Source organism: Polaribacter sp. Z014 (assembly GCF_023555435.1).
GTDB lineage: Bacteria > Bacteroidota > Bacteroidia > Flavobacteriales > Flavobacteriaceae > Polaribacter.
In genome coordinates this window covers 23,287-40,319 of the sequence record NZ_JALCZP010000002.1, presented here as the reverse complement: position 1 = coordinate 40,319, position 17,033 = coordinate 23,287, and the positions used below count along the sequence as shown (strand labels likewise).

The following is a 17,033-nucleotide window of genomic DNA, read 5'->3' as shown; positions in this document are numbered from 1 at the left end:
CCTATCATTCCTAAAAACAATAAGGGCTTTGCAAACACTATTTCTTTTTTGCTACTTCTTTTGGATCTACAGCTTTATAATATCCCGCTCCATACGTAGAACAGTAATAAACACCTCTTTTAGTATAATCTATCTCCAAATCATTCAATCTATCTGATTGAATATTTCCCATATTTATTTTTGTCCACGTAACCCCTTTATTTAAAGACCTATAAACTCCTGGATTTAAAATACCACTTGCTTTACGTGAAGGAATAGAAACTAACAAAACACTCGAATCATACTCTGCTACTCTTATGTTATTTGTAAAACGGTATGGAAAAACTTGTTTCCATTTGTTTGCTTTATCTGACGACCAAACTCCACCTTCATTCGTTTTACCTTTCCATGTTCCTCCAGAAACATACATCGTTTTATCGGGAGAAAAGTAAAAATCATTTACACTATACATTCCTTTAGGAGAATCAGCCTTTTCCCAAGTATCACTTCCATCTTTCAACATAAAAAGACCTCCTTTGTTTTGTTTTGTTCCATTTACCGCAACATAAACAACTCCTTTATTATTTGGATCTAATTCTAATTTTTGAACATTTCCTTTCAGAGGCAGTCCCTTATTTATAATTTCAAAGTTATTTCCACCATCTAAAGATCTATACACTCCAAATTCTTTAAATGTTCCAGCTGAATTCTTACCATCATCATTTATTCTGTCTTTAGCAATCACCAAATAAAAACGATTTGGATAATCCGGATCAATTCTTAAGTGATTCATTTTAATGCTTATATGAACTGAATTCCCTAATTCTTTTGGATCAAACAAAGTTGCTTTAGGAACCCAATTTTTTCCATGATCAATAGACGTCATCATTTTCCCTGCAAAAGCTTCTCTATAATGAAGGGTATATAAAATATTTGTATCCTTTGGATCGACAGCCATTGAACTTGTAGAACATTCTACCGCGCTTTCCTCATTAGGTATCTTCATTTTATAAACAGCCAAAGCTCCGGGACGAACATTACCTCCATCATTCGTTGTTCTTAAAACTGAATTCTCTCCTGAACATAAATAGAAAGAATCTTTTATGCGTTTATCTTGTACTATTTCTTCTCCTGGAAGATTGCTATTACCAGCACCTACCCAGTTATCTCCATCTTTAGTTGTTCTTTGTTCGTCATTTTCTTGCCATGTATCTCCGTTATCATTTGATACACAAACAACTTTTGCTACTTGATACATAATTGTACTTCCATCGGCATTGAATTCTACACAGGCTCCTGCTTTTCTATCATAAGCATCTCTTTTTTCCCATTCTTTTTGTGCAATCCAACTTACATTATGAGAAGTAGGATTATTTCTAGTTTCCCATTTTTTCTTGTCTGATCCTTCCCAGTTTTTACCGTTACGCAAAGTTACATTCCAGTTTTCGCCACCGTTATCAGACCTCCAAAGCATTCCTCCATAAAAAGTAAACTGTGATTTGTAATTATTAACTACTAAAATATGATTGACATTTTTTGGGTTTACACGAATCATACTTACAGAGTGTAACATCTCTTCTGGCAACTCAGGATATTTTTTTCTAGCTTCTTTTTCTGATATTCCAAACCAAGGTGCTAATGCATATTTGTAATATGATTTTTTAATAAGACTACTGCTTAACATATCCTTTTTTAGAGGCATGTTGTTATTCATTCTTTCCCAACTATTTCCTTCGTCTGTACTTTTAAATATCCCTCCGTTGTATTTAATGCTCTTTCCATTTGGAATAAACTTCACCAAATCAATAGCAAACAAAGTAACTTTTTTAGTTTTTACATCGTAATGCATATCCATAGATCTGATAATATTATTATCTAAACCAGAATCGGTAATTAGTTTCCATTTTTTTCCTCCGTTTTCACTTTTATAAAAGCCATAAGTTGTTCCAGCAAATACAACTTTAGAATTACCTGGGTGTACAAATATTTTGGTAATTTGATTTGCTGAGTTTATTCCCTTCGGAGAAATATCACACCAAGTAGTTCCTTTATCTGTACTCTTCCAAATTCTCGCATCATGCTTGTACTTCTTCATGGAAGCAACCCTCTTTTTTAACGATTTAGAACTTATTTTAGAAGAGCTATATCCGTGAGGAGCTTCATGTGAGAAAAAGTAATTATTACAACTTCTTACATCTCCCGTTCCTGCATACCAAATAGTATCATCGTTAGGGTCTACTTCAAAAGTATTGATATGATTATCTTTAAATTGCTTAGCCACTTTATCATTTCGTACCCAATCCTTACCTCTATTGTAAGTAAAATAAATAAAATTTGCGTCTTCCATTCCACAAATTCCAAAATCAGGGTCTTGGTGAGAGAACTCAGGAGAATATATTTCTACGGGACCTCTACCTCGTGAACTATATCCTGGCCCATCAGCATCCATAATTCCCATATACGTATTTCCTTTATCATAAGAAGCATATGAATTTCCCATATTAGGCCCTTGGAAAACTACATTTGGATCTGTTGGATGCCAGTAAATAAAATAGTTATTCCCTGATCCTCCTGGGCCAAACTGTTCCCAAACAACAGATTTATCTGAATGAATTTTTTTAGTATCCATATTAGAAAAATCAACTTTATTCTGTGAAATTAAAGTCCCCATCGAAAGACTACATAATAGTAATAGTAAATATTTTGTTCTCATAATTGTTTCTTTCTGCCTCATTATCTTAAATATTCTGTATTCTTTTCAAAAACCCAATTATTAATTCCCTTCAATAATAGGAATTCCTAGCACATCAGGAGAAGGAATATCAATCGGTCTCGCTCCAGGATTAAGAGCTGGTGGCATTTCATTTCTAAAACCTATATACGCATTATATAATTCTTTAAGTTTTAAAGGTTCTTTCTTTACCAAATTTGTTGTTTCTCCAATATCATTTTTCAAATTGAATAGATATGGCTTGTTATCTTCTAACATGAGTTTCCAATCTCCTATTCGCACTGCGCCCATTCTATTGGCATACCAGAACAAGGCTTTATGCGGGTCTTCCTGATAATCACCTCTTAACCAAGGAAGTAAATTTACTCCATCTAAACGCGTTTCACTCGGTACTTTTACATCAGCTGCTGCACATAAGGTTGGGTAAATATCTAAAGTACTTACTGATTTTTCAAATACTTCATTTTGTGGCAATTGTGATGGCCAACTAATAATATAAGGAACTCTAATTCCGGCTTCTCTAAAAATGCCTTTATAGCCAGACAATCCTGCTCGTTGCCCCATTAAATGGTATGGCGAATCTTTTGGCCACCAATCTTTAAGAGAAAGGTGCACTACATTCGCTGGTCCATTATCACTTAAAAAAACCACAATTGTGTTTTCTCTTAAATTTTCTTTCTCTAAATAATCTAATATTTTACCAACATTTTCATCAATAGAAATTGACATTGCGGCATACAACTTCATCATTTCAGATTTAATATGCTTCACCTTTGGTAAATGAGATTTTTTTGCATGAAAAGGAGAATGCACCGCATTAAAAGCTAAATAGAAAAAGAATGGTTTTTCTTTATTTTCATCCATAAACTCTATACACTGTCTACCGACACGATCTGTTAAATACTCATCACCTTCTCTTTCTGGACCCCACATTCTAGGAATCCATCCTTTTTTAGGTTTTGATTTTTTTCCATCCAAATCATCTACACCAGCATATTTACCTGTAGCATCTGGAAAATAATGTGCGCCAGTTGTAGTAATTGAATAATTATGGTCAAACTTAGTATTTGGATACCCCTGCATATGATATTTACCGGCCATTGCAGTAACATAACCTGCTGCAGAAAAGGCTTCGTTAATTTGCTTTTGAGAATCTGGAACTACTTGTGGACTTGATCCATCACCTAGCTTACGACTATCATGATTCCATTGAAACCCCAACCTTTGTTGATACATGCCCAATATTAAACCATGCCGACTTGGCCCACATACTGGCGCTGTTACATAACCATCGGTCATTCTAACTCCTGTTTTTACCAAACGATCTATATTTGGCGTATCCCATAATTTATTACCGTAACTGGCTAAATCGCCGTAGCCCATATCATCTACATTGATGATAATTACATTTGGCTTTTGTACAAATCCTTTTTTCCTTTTTTGAGCAAAATTTATTTGAATCCCTAATAAGAAAACAAATACTAACGAACTTACTTGTATATTTTTTTTCATGATAATAAATAATTAGAACTAATAAAAATGACATCTGATTGTTCTTCTTTTTCAAACTGAAGTACAATTTAATCATTTTACTAAAACGATTATTTTATATTCAGAAAAAATGTTTCGGAAACGATACCAATGCATCAATTTCTTTCGGAAACGTTTCCGCCGTAGTTATTTTTTTTTCAAAAGAACAACTACGGCGGAAGCAGCAAAAACTTAATAAGAAATCTGTTACCTGACTATTTTGACAAGTACATTACATAAAAACACAATCTTTAATCTGTATAATAATCCCAAAAATCAACGGGATACTCATTACGCTCTTTGTAATCATTTAACTCAATTGATTTTTCTCGCATTTCTTTTCTCATGTTATCCAAAGTTTCTTTATACTCAGGTAAAAAAGCCAAGTTTGTAGTTTCCCAAGGATCTTTTTTAAAATTAAAAAGCAGCGTAGTTCTAGATCCTGATATAAATTCTACCTTAGAATGTTTATCTATATCTGGTGCTCTTACAAATTCAATTAATTTATACTCGCCTTTTCTATATGCTCTTTGATGTTGTCTATATGCATGATACGTATAATCTCTTACTTGTTCCTTTTTTCCATCGATAACAGGCTTCAAACTTTTACCGGTTACAGATTCAGGAATTTTTACATTCGCAACATCACAAATAGTTGGGTAAATATCATGGATATAACTAAATGCATCTATTCTTCTTCCTTTTCCCTTTATTTTTCCTGATATAATAAAAGGAACATGAATTCCATCTTCATCATACACATTTTGTTTCCCCATTAATCCATGGTTACCAACTGCCAATCCGCTATCTCCAGACAATACAATAATTGTATTTTCATATTGACCAGATTTTTTTAAAGATGTAATTACGCGCCCTATTTGAGCATCTAAATGCGTAATAATTGCATAATAATCTGACAATTCTTTACGAGCAATTGCAGGTGTTCTTGGCCACGCAGCTAACGATTCATCTCTGGTAGTCATGTGTCCGTTATCAAACGGATGTTGTTCCATATAAGATGGAGTCAATTTCATCTTTTCCTCAGGATACATGTCCTTATATTTTTTAGGTGCCTGACGAGGATCATGTGGCGCATGAAAAGCCAAATACATAAAAAATGGTTTTTCTTTTTTATTTTTTTCTATGTAATCAATCGCATTGTTTGCATAAATTTCAGAAGTATGTGGTCCATCTTTTTCAGTATTAATAGGGCCTTTAATTTCTCCTTTTTTAACACCTCTTTTTACAATATTTCCTTTTTTATCATAGATATAAATTATAGCATTCTCTTTGGTGTATTTTCCATCTGCTCGCCAATCCCACAGAGGCATACGGTAATGGTCGGTTAAATAAATACCCCTACTCATAATGGTAGCACCACTGTTAAACATTCTCCCTAAAGACTTATTGTCTTGATGCCATTTACCAATTACATGAGAATTATAACCTGCATTTAAAAAAGCTTCACCAATAGCTACTTGTTCCGTTGGAATTACACGCCCAATACCTTTTAAATCAAACAATCTTCTACCCGTAAGTAGTTGAGCTCTACTTGGCATGCAAGTACCACCATTGTACGACCCCATTAAATACGTATTTGTAAAAATAAGACCCTCATTAGCCAATTTATCTATATTGGGCGTTTTTACATCTTGCCCTCCTAAAGCATGGACTCCTGTATATCTATGATCATCTGTATAAATTAATAATACATTTGGTTTACTTTGTTTTTTCTTTTGAGCTTGTATTTGTAGTGTAACAAATAAAATGCACAAAATAATTTTTATTGATTTCATATTTTACTTTTTCTGCCTTTGGCGTTTAATTATTTACTTTTTAACATCTAAAAAACATAAGCAAATAAAATTGTTTACAACCAACTTTTTTCAACTTACAATTCCTTTAACTTAAAGATGCTACAAATAAAACACTAGAGTGATTAAAAAAAAGGTAAAAAAACCGGGTAAAAAAAGGGGTAAAATGAATTAATTTACTTCTAAACCCTATTATATTTTACAATCTTCAAAAGAAATAGAAAATTCTTCATTTAAAGTTTCTTTGTAATACTTTACAAAAGATTTATAGTGACTTAACGCCAATTGTTTTTCGTTTAATTTTTGTAATGCAGTAATTCTATATTTTAAAGCCGATTCAGACAAAGGGTCTATGCTTAACCAAAGCCTTGCCGATTTTCTTAATCCCCACCAATTTTTATGTTCTACATCATAGAGACATTGCAGTTTTAATTTCTCTAAATTCTGCTCGTTAAATTGCAATATAAGATTATCAAAATTTTTAGTTTTTAAAATTTTATTCAGTTGTAAATTTTTAAAAGGATATTCTAAAACCGTATGTATTGCAGCTGTATTATAAAAAACACTATCAATAAATAACGCATCAGAAATTTCAAAAACCCATTTTCTGTCTTTATAATTTAATAAAATTCCATCGAAAGATTTTAATAATTTTCTTAAACGATGCATGTTTGTCCCTCTATTATTTTTTTGTTGAGAAATTGTATCTGTTTCCCATAAAATATCAGACAAATCCGTTGAATTAATATTTCTTTCTAAAAATCTAGGAAACAACAAAATCAAACTAAACAATCTAACTAAAGTGGGTGTAAATTCTTGTGAAATATCCTTTCCGTTTTTATCTAAAGCCTTAAAATTATCAAATAAGAATATTGCATTCTTCTCAGGGAATTCTTTTGAAATTACTTTACCTATAATTTCAATTTTTTCTTTCTTCTTTTTTCTAAGAACAAACCAAACCAGTAATAATACTATCAGCACAATTAAAATAGGAAACACCATATAAACACCACTACTTTTTTGAGATTTATAAAGTAATTTATCTACCTCTAATTTATCTTCATATACCGATTTAATTTCCTCTTTAGAAAGCACTTTACTCCAAATAGCAAATTGACTCATTTGTCCTTCAAATGCATTGCCCCAAAGACTATTACCAATAACTAAATCGGAATCTTCCCCTGTATTATCACCAATTTTTTTACGATCTACAAGAACTCCATTAATATAATAATTAATTTGATGATTGTAATTAACCGTTATCGCCAAATGAAACCATTTGTTGAGTTTTAGTTTAGGATGTTTGCTAATAACTTTAAACATATTAGGAACCGTAAACCACAAACTATTTACTTTAGACATGTATCTAAAAGAAAAATCTTGATTACCAGCAATTCCCATAATTTCTTTTCTATTGATGGGATTTACCCATGCAGCTATGGTAATTTGATTGCCAAACTTTAAATTTTTGAATTTTAAAGCTGAAAATTCTGAACTAAAATTTGCTACTAGTCCTCTAACAGAATCTTTTATAAAATTGACTTCTATATTTTCTTCTAAAATATTAGATTTAGAAGAATGATCTTTAAAATCTCCTTTAAATGGTAAGTATATTTGAAGTTTATGATAAAGATTAGACTGAAGTAAAGTGGCTCTATAATCTTCTTTAAAATCTGATTTAGAAAGCACTCGGTTCCATATTTTTAATCGATCAATGCTTCCTTCTGGTTTTGCTCCATAGCGATCATTACCCAAAAATAAATTGCTTTTTTCACCTTTCCACCAATCGGGAGAAATACGATCGTTTAACACGGGGTCTCCGTTGTAATATATGGTTAAATTACCTTTTTTTGATAACGTAAAACCAAGGTGCTGCCAAACATCATTACTCAATACCCCAACAGTATTGATATTCTTTTTTAAATAATGGTTGAACTGAATTTGACGATTGGATAAATATCTAAAATAAAAAACGTTATTTTCTGCTATAAGTGTTCCGGAGTGCATTTCTAGTTGTTTTGGCAAGAACCAAAAACTAACAGATATATCAGATTCACTTTTATTCTCTATTGAAAACGTATTTTCAATATTATTATCAAAATCTACTACTTGACCTCTTACAGGGTCGCTTTCATTTAGCTTTAAATTAGACTCAACTTGCTGACATAAAGAATGTAAATCGCCAGAAAAAAAAGGCAATGTAGATGACGATTGCCCAAATAATTTTAGGGGAGCTATTATTATAAAAAATAAAACGACTACAAACCTCATTTACAATTAAAAATTCTATTATTTTTTTGTTAAAAATAACACTTTTCAAGTAAATTAATAAGTCTTTTCTTACCTACTTAAAATAAAAACGCTGATACTCCTTAAAAAGAAGTATCAGCATTTTGTAAATATTTTAACTCAGAGCGTTTTTACTCATTTACATGTATTTTAATTACTTCTTTTCTAGCATCTTCTCCACGAACCGTAAACGAAATATCTTTTGTTTCTAAGTTCTCTATATGTCTTGCAAACAAACCGTACGCAGGAGTAGCACCTAATTTTGTAAATTCTGGATATTCCTCTTCATTTTCTGGAACTACTCTTTTAGCGTCTTCTATAGTACCGCCACCTGGCAAGTCTACTTTTACATTTTCTATAGAAATTTTTCCTAATTTATGATTTGGTGTTCCTGAGAAATAAAATCCTGTAGCAGGATTTAATCGTAATTTATCATTGTCCGTTACTTTGGCAGTAATATTTCTAATAACAACATTATTAATTGACCCTACTGGTTTTCTTGGGGCATTTCTATATACCAATCTGCGTTCACACAAGCGAATAAAAATAGGCATCTCAACATTTTCCATTTTAATATTTTCAATTAAAATATTCTCAACGTTTGCTCCATCTGCACTTAATATTTTGATTCCTCCTCCTCTGGTATCATGAACAAAACAGTCTCTTACCGTAATATTCTTCATATCTCCCATCGATTCTGTTCCAAACTTTATGGCACCCCAGTAACTTTTAATTTTACAATCATAAACCTCTATATCTGTTGTTGGTTCTGGTGAGGTAGATTTAAAACAAATAGCATCATCTCCAGAATCAATCGTACAGTTTTTAATAACTCCATGCGTACTTGAGTCGATATCAATTGCATCATTGTTTCTATTTGCATGACTGTGAATATCTATTCCATCAACTACAAAATTATCACATTGCAAAAGGTGCAAAGTCCAAGCTGCAGGTTGACGTAAATGAATGTCTTTTAATTTTACGTTTTTAGAACGCACCATTCTTACTAAGAAAGGTCTGTTTGAAACACGAATTTTTTTACTTACATAGTTATTTACTTTTGAAACTAACCCCGTTAAGTCAGGTTCTACCAATGTAATCCCCAATTTCTTTACCGTCTTTTTAATGTTATTAGGAGTAAACATTTCTCCTTGCCCATTAATGGTTCCTTTACCAGTAATAGAAACATTTTCTTCATCTATAGCACCAATAAAACACTGTCCTCTATATTGTCCCGTTGCATCAATAAATGGTTCCACTGCCGGAAAATCATTCGGATTCACACTAGCCATAAGCACCGTGTTTTCTGTAATATTTAAGTTCACATTACTTTTTAAAATTATGGTTCCAGAAACAAATACACCACCATCAATAGTAACAATTCCTCCGCCTTCTTTGGCACAAGCATCTATGGCAGACTGAATTGCTTTTGTATTTATGGTTGTATTGTCATCTTTTGCACCAAATTCTTTCACGTTCCAAACGGTCTGTTTTTGACAAGAAAAAAATAGTATTGCAATAAAAATGGTGCTAAATAATTTTAATTTTTTCATAATTATTTGTTTAAATATTCTAATCTTCTTAAAACTTGTGGTTCCTCTAAAACTTTTGATTTTAGCTTAGATTGATCAATATTAAATGAGTAATTCGCTTTGCAATCTTCCATTAAAACAATAGAATTTAAAATTAACAATGCTTCTGCTCCATCATTAGAAGCGTACAAAGATTGTGTCATTACTTCAGTTGGGTTTTCGGCTTTTGTTAACCCTAAAAATTCTGCAGCTCTCACTCTGTTAATTAATTCTGAATCACTCTTAGAAATAGACTTAATAACTGAGTTGAATTCTTTCGCTTCATCTCCAAAAGCACTGCAAGAAATTACACTCCAATATCTTACCCAAGGATCTTTAGACTGTAACCCTTTCTGAAGTTTCGATTTCGCTTTATCAAAAGTTAACAACATTAAATTAGCCGTTTCAATATATTTTTTAATATCCTTTTTATGTTTCTGTCCAAATGCAACCGGATTCTTAAATGCATTGTTTATCAAATAAAATTCTGGATAAAAAGACAAATCTGGCATGCCACAAACACGTTTGTTTAAGTTCTTTCTTAAACTTTTTAATACAGATTGATATTCTGCTTTAGTTGCCAAATTATTCAATTCATAAGGATCTACTTCTACATTATACAACTCTTCTGGTTGTTTCGGTTCAAAGAATTTAGATTGGTCTTTATTCAATTTCCCTTCTTTGTATAACGTATTCCACTGCTGATATCCTAATTGTTTATAGCGATAATTATTCATTAAACCATCAAAATTAAACGGCTCGTAATTTCTTGCATACTTGTATTTTCCTTTTCTAACAGCTCTAACCATATCGTATTTTTCATCCATACGATTTGTGTAACTGAAAGTTTCATCTCTTTTATCTAAATCTCTTTTTGAAACTCCCTTTCCTAAAAATGGTTTTCCATCTATTCCTTTTGGCATTTTAATTCCTGCTAAGTTTAAAACCGTAGCACCAAAATCAACAAAACTTACAAAACCATCATTTCTAGTACCTGCTTTTACAGAAACTAAATCTTTATATTTTGATGGAATATGAACCACTAAAGGTACGTGCAATCCCATTTCATTAATATATCCTTTACTTCCTGGTAAAACACCTCCGTGATCTCCGTAGTAAAAAATAAAAGTATCATCGAACAAACCATCTTTTTTTAAGTTGTCAATAACCTCGCCAACCTGAGCATCCATTTCCTGGATTTTATCGTGATAACGCGCAACAGAATATCTAAATAAAGCTGTCTGCGGATGATTGGGTTGCACAAACACTTTTGATTGATCTGTTTTTGTACCAGCTTTTACATCTTCTTCTGTAAAATGCATCTGTCCTTCATGCGTAGTACCAATATTGTAGACATGATAAAAAGGTTGATTGGGTTTTCTATCTCTCCAAGTTGCTTTTTTAGATGAATCATCCCAAACATTAGCGCCTGTAATAATGTTATAATCTTCTTTTGCATTATTTGTAGTGTAATAACCAGCTTTTTTTAAATAGGCCGGAAACATTTCTACACCGTTTGGCATCGGTACTTTTACCATCTTTCTATGGTAATGAGTTCCTAACCTTGGTCCGTAAGAAGACGCAATTAATGTAGACCTTGCAGCACTACAAACAGGCGTATTTGAAAAAGCGTGATTAAAAACAACTCCAGTTTCCGCTAGTTTTTCAATATTAGGAGTTGCTGCTCCTGTTTTATCATATAATTTTAAATAATGCTTAGAATTATCTTCAGAAACAATCCATACAATATTTGGTCTTTCAATTTTCTGTGCATTTATCTTTACACTATAAGAAAACTGCAGTAAAGCGATTAAAATTAGAAACTTAAATTTCATTTAAAAGTATTTTTAATTAATTTATTCAAAAAAAAGACTTACTTTTTAAGTAAGTCTTTTTTTAATTTAGTCTACATGAGCGTCTACCGCTCCACCAATTTGATTTTCTTTATAGCCTTCTAATGTTATTTTATATACATGTGCATATTTAGTAGGAAGATTATTTGGAGCTTCAATAACCACACCTCTTTCATCTCGTACCCATTCAACTTTTTCATTGCTACCTAATAATTCAATTTTTTCAATTTTAGAATTTAAAGCACCAAGATCTGTACTTAAAGCTTTTAATACCGTAACTACTTTAGGAGCATCCATTACAGTTGCGTATAAAAGTTTGTCTCCTTTTTTTACATAACGGATATCTGTATTCTTATAAACAATTTTTATTTTTTCTACTTTATGTCCTCCTTCTGGCAAACGAGTTGGACCTTCACCAAAAACAGTCCAAGGACGTGTACCGTAAATAGATTCTCCGTTTACTTGCAACCAAGCACCCATTTCTTCTAATAAATAAGCCATTTCTTTAGGAATAGAACCATCTGGATTTGGAGGAACATTTAATAACATACATCCATTTTTAGCAACAATATCAACTAAAATATCTACTAATTCGTTTGGTGTTTTGTATTTAGCACCTGGTCTAAAAAACCATTGTCCTGGAGAAGTATCTGTTAACCAAACATCTTTTGTCGGTTGGTTTGGACGCCCTCTTTCGTAATCTTTAATTGCTGTAGAAGCCGGAAAAGTAGATTCTTTATAAGCTACAGCTACATCTTTACCCCATTTTTGTCCTGCATTGTAATAATATGCTAAGAATTTTTGACGAGATTCTTCTGTCATATTTTCTAGCCACCAATCAAACCAAATTAAATCTGGTTGATATACATCTATATATTCTTTTAATTTTGCCCACCATTCTTTGTAAAAACGTTTGTCTGGAGTTTTAGAGTCTAATGAATGAGGACTTGTATATAAGTCATAATCTTTAGGGTTGATGTTTCCATGCGCATGAGCTGGCGCATAATATTGCCAAGTAAATGCATGATGAAAAGAAGCCATAAACTTCATTCCGTTTGCTTCAATTTCTTTTTTTAATGCTGCAGATGGATCTATACCACCATAATTCATAGAATTCCAACGCGTAGATTTAGCATCCCACATTGCAAAATTGTCATGATGCATAGCAACAGGCCCCGCAAACTTTGCTCCTGATAATTTAAATAATCTTGCCCATTCTTTAGCATCAAAACCGGTTGGTTTAAATTCTTCAATAATTTCTATATATCCTTTTTCTTTAGGATCTCCGTATTTCTTTTTATGAAGTAAATAATTAGACGATGGTTTTCCGTTTTTTGTTGGTACAATTTTACCATCCGTATACATTTTCATACCATGCCAACCTGCATAATGTTGTTTAGGGTCTGCACCTACAAAGGCGTTAGAAACTGGTCCCCAATGTGCATAAATTCCAAATTTTGCATCTTGAAACCATTCAGGTTCTTGATTCACCTTCTCTAATGATTTCCAATTTTCTTTAAATTTCTTCTTTTTCTGCGCTTGCATATTTGTAGGGACTAACACTTGCAGTGCTAAAGCCAAAAAAGCAAGTTTGTGGAACTTATTAATTTGCATATTTCTTATTTTTAATTTAATATAGATGTTTACTTCTTATGATGAGCCTTCTTAGCTTTCTCTATTGCTTGTTGTTTTAAAACTTCTTCATAATTACCTGTTAAATATTGCTGCTTAGATTTGGCATTAGCCTTTCTATCAAATAGCACTTTATATTTTGGGTAATCATTTGTTTTAATGGTGTTTTTAACAAGATGTTTGTATCGTTTATCATACAATTTTCTCATTTTTTTAAGTTGCTTGTTATATGTTGGATTGTTCGCCAAATTGGTCATCTCCAATCGATCTTTTCCAATATGAAACAATTCTTCAGTTGGCAACATTCTATGATCTGAGTATTGCCAGTAAATGTATTTCCAATCTTTTGTAACCACCGTCATTTCTTGAATTTCATCATTACCCCACATGTTAGTAAGCGTAATAGATTTTCTTCTAAATTTCTTTGGTTTATCAATAAGCTTTTCCAAATTTTTACCATCCATATTTTTAGGAACAGAAACACCTGCTAAACTTAAAATGGTAGGTGCTAAATCTATATTAGCTGTTACCTCTTCTCTTTTAAGACCGCTTTCTTTTTTAGATTTTCTTGGGTCATAAATAATTAATGGCGATTTAGATGCTTCTTCATAAGGCAATACTTTCCCTGCTAAATTATGAGCTCCACAACTATAACCATTATCACTTGTAAATATAATTATGGTGTTTTCTGCAACGCCTAATTCTTCTAAAGATTTACGAATCATTCCCAAAGAATAATCTACACCATGAATTAATTGATTGTATTTTGTAATAGCTGTTTGATACGACTCTTCTGAATCTCGCCAAAAATTATAGGCATTATATTGTCTGCCAGATTTTGCTTGCGCAGATAAGTGTGTAGCATTTTCAGCACCATAATTATCTGGTTTTTTATACTTTTTGTTCTTATAAACATAATCAAAATACTTATCTGGTGTAAAAGGTAAATGTGGTGCCTTAAAACTTATAGACATACAAAATGGTTTTCCAGATTTTTTAGCCGTTTTTATAAAATCATGAGCCCAAGCACCATAAGCTCTCGTACTATGAGGATATTTTTCAGCGTACTGCGCAATGGTAGGATTTTTAGCTGTTTTATAATTAGTTTGTCCTGGTCCGCCACCCCAAACATCAAAAGCATCCGAAGGAATAACATCATACGTGTTTTCGTCCCAACTTTCCCCATCAGAAACAGCAAAACCAAACTTACCAGCAAAACCTGTAAAATAACCCGCTTCTTTTAATAGTACAGGATATGATTTCTGAAATTTTTCTGGTTTTAAAGGTCCATGCATAAAATTGCATCCCGTTTTATATTCATACATACCCGTCATAATAATTGCACGACTGGCCATACAAATTGCAGTAGTATTGTAATGATTTTTAAACAACACGCCTTCATCAGCCAAATTATCCATATTAGGCGTTAAAACTTGACTATTTCCATAACAGCCAGTTGCAATACTTGTTTGATCATCTGAAAGTAAAAAAACGATATTAGGTCTAGTTTCCTGACTATATCCAAAGGAAATATAACAAAGACTTAATATGGTTATTACAAACTTTAATTTATTCATTTTGAATGTTATTTAATTCTTTTAACGTACATATAAAAAGCAGAAAAGGTAAGCTCTTTATTGTCTTGAAAATTTGCTTCGAAATGTTGTCTTCCACTATGAAGATGTGCATTAAAAACTACACTTTTCTTTGACCTATCTACGTCTTTTTCTAAATGCAACCCTTCAATATCTAAAACAGCTTTTTCTATATTTAAGTTGATGCTTTTTGGTTTAACAACGTACCAAGGAGTTGTTTCTCCTAATTGTTCGATAGAGTCTTCAAAAGATAAGTTAGATTCTTTAGGCCATCTAGAAATTTCAATTTCATATTCTCCTTCTTCTTGAATATCTAACAACCAGTAAGCTTTTGTTAAAGCTGGCTTTTTACCTGAATAAGGATCTCTTACATAACTTTGATTCCAAGCAAGAGGTTCATCAGAATGTAAATCATGAGCAGTTATAACAGTTTCTTCGTTTAGTTTTTTTCCTATTTTATAAGCTTCAAAATAAGCAAAATCATCAGAAATATGTTTCCACCATCTTTCATAAGCTTGTCTCATTTCTGCAACTTTAGCAGGGTGTTTAGCAGCAATATCATGTTTTTGACCTACATCTCCAGAAATATTGTACAATTCTTTTCCATCAATCAAACGCCATTCATCATCCATCACAGAAGATTTAAACCATTTTTTTGGTTTTTGTTGTCTATTGGTATCTACAACACCATATCTATGAGACCATGTAGATCCATTTTCTTCGAATAAAGGTTTTAAACTTAAACCATCATACTCAGATTCAGCTGGTTTTTCTAATCCGCATAAATCAATTAAAGTAGGTAACAAATCATAATTCATTGTCAATTTATCTACATCTAATCCTTTTTTAATATCTCCATCTTTCCAACGAATAAAAAGCGGAACTCTATGACCACCATCGTATTGAGAAGACTTTCCTCCTCGCATACCTGCATTAAAACCTTGTACAACTCCTTTATTAACTCTATACCCAGTTGCAGTTCCATTATCAGTCATAAAAATTAAAATAGTATTGTCTTTTAAACCTAACTTTTTTAACTTTTTATCTAATTTTTCTATGTTGTCATCTATGTTGGTAATCATACCATAATATGCTTTTTGAGTCTCACTAATGCTGGTCTCATCTTTATACATATCATAATATTTCTGCGGAACGTTCATTGGCCCATGAGGCGCATTTAAGGATAGATACACAAAAAATGGTTTATCTTTATTTTTATCTATATAGTCAATTGCTTCATCAAAAAACACATCTGTACAATAGCCTTCAAATTTTTCTGGTTTTCCGTTTCTAAAATACGTGTCATCAAAATAATCATTTTGCCAATAATCTGGTGTTTGACCAATACCACCTCCTCCATGAGAAACTACTTCTTCAAACCCCCTATTTTGAGGTAAATATGGATATGCATCACCTAAATGCCATTTACCAAACATGGCTGTTTTGTAATTATTTTGTCTAAATACTTCTGGCATTGCCACATATTTTTCTCTTAAAATATTACAACCACCAACGGTATGCCATACCCCTGCTTTGTTACCATCTACTCCAGACATAATACCAGACCTACTTGGGGCACAAGTAGAACCTGTATGAAAATTTGTTAAACGAGTACTTTCTCTATGTAATTTGTCTAATTGAGGTGTTTTTATCACCTTATTTCCATGTGCGGCTATATCTCCATAACCTTGATCATCTGTTAAAATAAATATAACATTTGGTTTTTTACTTTTTTGAGCTTTTATACCAAAAGACATCAAAGTAAATGCAACTAATAATAATAATAAATTCCGTTTGTTTACCATTCTTTTTTTGTTAACTAAATTATTTACTAAAAAAAATATAAACTTAAATAAATTACGCTTTTTGAATAATTTATTTAAATTTTACATTTGTGAGTGTAAACTTCAGAAAAAACAGCATAACTTAAGGCTATAAACTATCTAAAAAATAGAATATATCACCTAATTAGTATTTAAATGAACTGTCACCCCCATTACACAACTCAACAAAACAACTATATATCAAACAATTAGTCT

Annotated in this window: 9 protein-coding genes; all 9 read right to left on the bottom strand. The window is 31.9% G+C overall.

What is annotated here, in order from left to right; translation table 11 throughout:
- Nucleotides 1–37: 37 nt before the first annotated feature.
- The 9 genes from MPF19_RS03730 to MPF19_RS03690 all read right to left on the bottom strand — a co-directional run bounded on the left by MPF19_RS03730 (nt 38) and on the right by MPF19_RS03690 (nt 16,799).
- The gene (locus MPF19_RS03730) at nt 38–2,692 is read right to left on the bottom strand and encodes a sialidase family protein (protein WP_249986830.1); all 2,655 of its coding nucleotides are present in this window, start codon (nt 2,690–2,692) and stop codon (nt 38–40) included.
- Nucleotides 2,693–2,752: 60 nt separating this feature from the next.
- Entirely contained in the window at nt 2,753–4,222 is a 1,470-nt protein-coding gene (locus MPF19_RS03725) for a sulfatase-like hydrolase/transferase (protein ID WP_249986829.1), read from the bottom strand.
- Between the two features lie 269 nt (nt 4,223–4,491).
- Entirely contained in the window at nt 4,492–6,036 is a 1,545-nt protein-coding gene (locus tag MPF19_RS03720) for a sulfatase family protein (RefSeq protein WP_249986828.1), read from the bottom strand.
- Nucleotides 6,037–6,246: 210 nt separating this feature from the next.
- Nucleotides 6,247–8,325, bottom strand: coding sequence for a LamG domain-containing protein (locus MPF19_RS03715; RefSeq protein WP_249986827.1), 2,079 nt, complete (start codon nt 8,323–8,325; stop codon nt 6,247–6,249).
- A gap of 149 nt (nt 8,326–8,474) precedes the next feature.
- Nucleotides 8,475–9,896 carry a glycoside hydrolase family 28 protein gene (locus MPF19_RS03710; protein ID WP_249986826.1) on the bottom strand — a complete coding sequence of 474 codons (1,422 nt, stop codon included), beginning with the start codon at nt 9,894–9,896 and terminating at the stop codon, nt 8,475–8,477.
- A 2-nt stretch (nt 9,897–9,898) separates the two neighbouring features.
- Complete coding sequence (locus tag MPF19_RS03705) at nt 9,899–11,749, bottom strand: sulfatase family protein (protein ID WP_249986825.1); 1,851 nt, start codon at nt 11,747–11,749, stop codon at nt 9,899–9,901.
- Between the two features lie 66 nt (nt 11,750–11,815).
- On the bottom strand, nt 11,816–13,381 hold the full coding sequence (locus MPF19_RS03700) for an alpha-L-fucosidase (protein WP_249986824.1): 1,566 nt from the start codon (nt 13,379–13,381) through the stop codon (nt 11,816–11,818).
- 29 nt (nt 13,382–13,410) lie between these two features.
- On the bottom strand, nt 13,411–14,976 hold the full coding sequence (locus MPF19_RS03695) for a sulfatase family protein (RefSeq protein WP_249986823.1): 1,566 nt from the start codon (nt 14,974–14,976) through the stop codon (nt 13,411–13,413).
- A gap of 8 nt (nt 14,977–14,984) precedes the next feature.
- Nucleotides 14,985–16,799, bottom strand: coding sequence for an arylsulfatase (locus tag MPF19_RS03690; protein ID WP_249986822.1), 1,815 nt, complete (start codon nt 16,797–16,799; stop codon nt 14,985–14,987).
- Between the last annotated feature and the right edge of the window lie 234 nt (nt 16,800–17,033).

Bases quoted from the DNA above. Each gene is read 5' to 3' on its own strand.
- MPF19_RS03730 (WP_249986830.1), bottom strand. From the start codon at position 2,692: ATGAGAACAAAATATTTACTATTACTATTATGTAGTCTTTCGATGGGG.
- MPF19_RS03725 (WP_249986829.1), bottom strand. From the start codon at position 4,222: ATGAAAAAAAATATACAAGTAAGTTCGTTAGTATTTGTTTTCTTATTA.
- MPF19_RS03720 (WP_249986828.1), bottom strand. From the start codon at position 6,036: ATGAAATCAATAAAAATTATTTTGTGCATTTTATTTGTTACACTACAA.
- MPF19_RS03715 (WP_249986827.1), bottom strand. From the start codon at position 8,325: ATGAGGTTTGTAGTCGTTTTATTTTTTATAATAATAGCTCCCCTAAAA.
- MPF19_RS03710 (WP_249986826.1), bottom strand. From the start codon at position 9,896: ATGAAAAAATTAAAATTATTTAGCACCATTTTTATTGCAATACTATTT.
- MPF19_RS03705 (WP_249986825.1), bottom strand. From the start codon at position 11,749: ATGAAATTTAAGTTTCTAATTTTAATCGCTTTACTGCAGTTTTCTTAT.
- MPF19_RS03700 (WP_249986824.1), bottom strand. From the start codon at position 13,381: ATGCAAATTAATAAGTTCCACAAACTTGCTTTTTTGGCTTTAGCACTG.
- MPF19_RS03695 (WP_249986823.1), bottom strand. From the start codon at position 14,976: ATGAATAAATTAAAGTTTGTAATAACCATATTAAGTCTTTGTTATATT.
- MPF19_RS03690 (WP_249986822.1), bottom strand. From the start codon at position 16,799: ATGGTAAACAAACGGAATTTATTATTATTATTAGTTGCATTTACTTTG.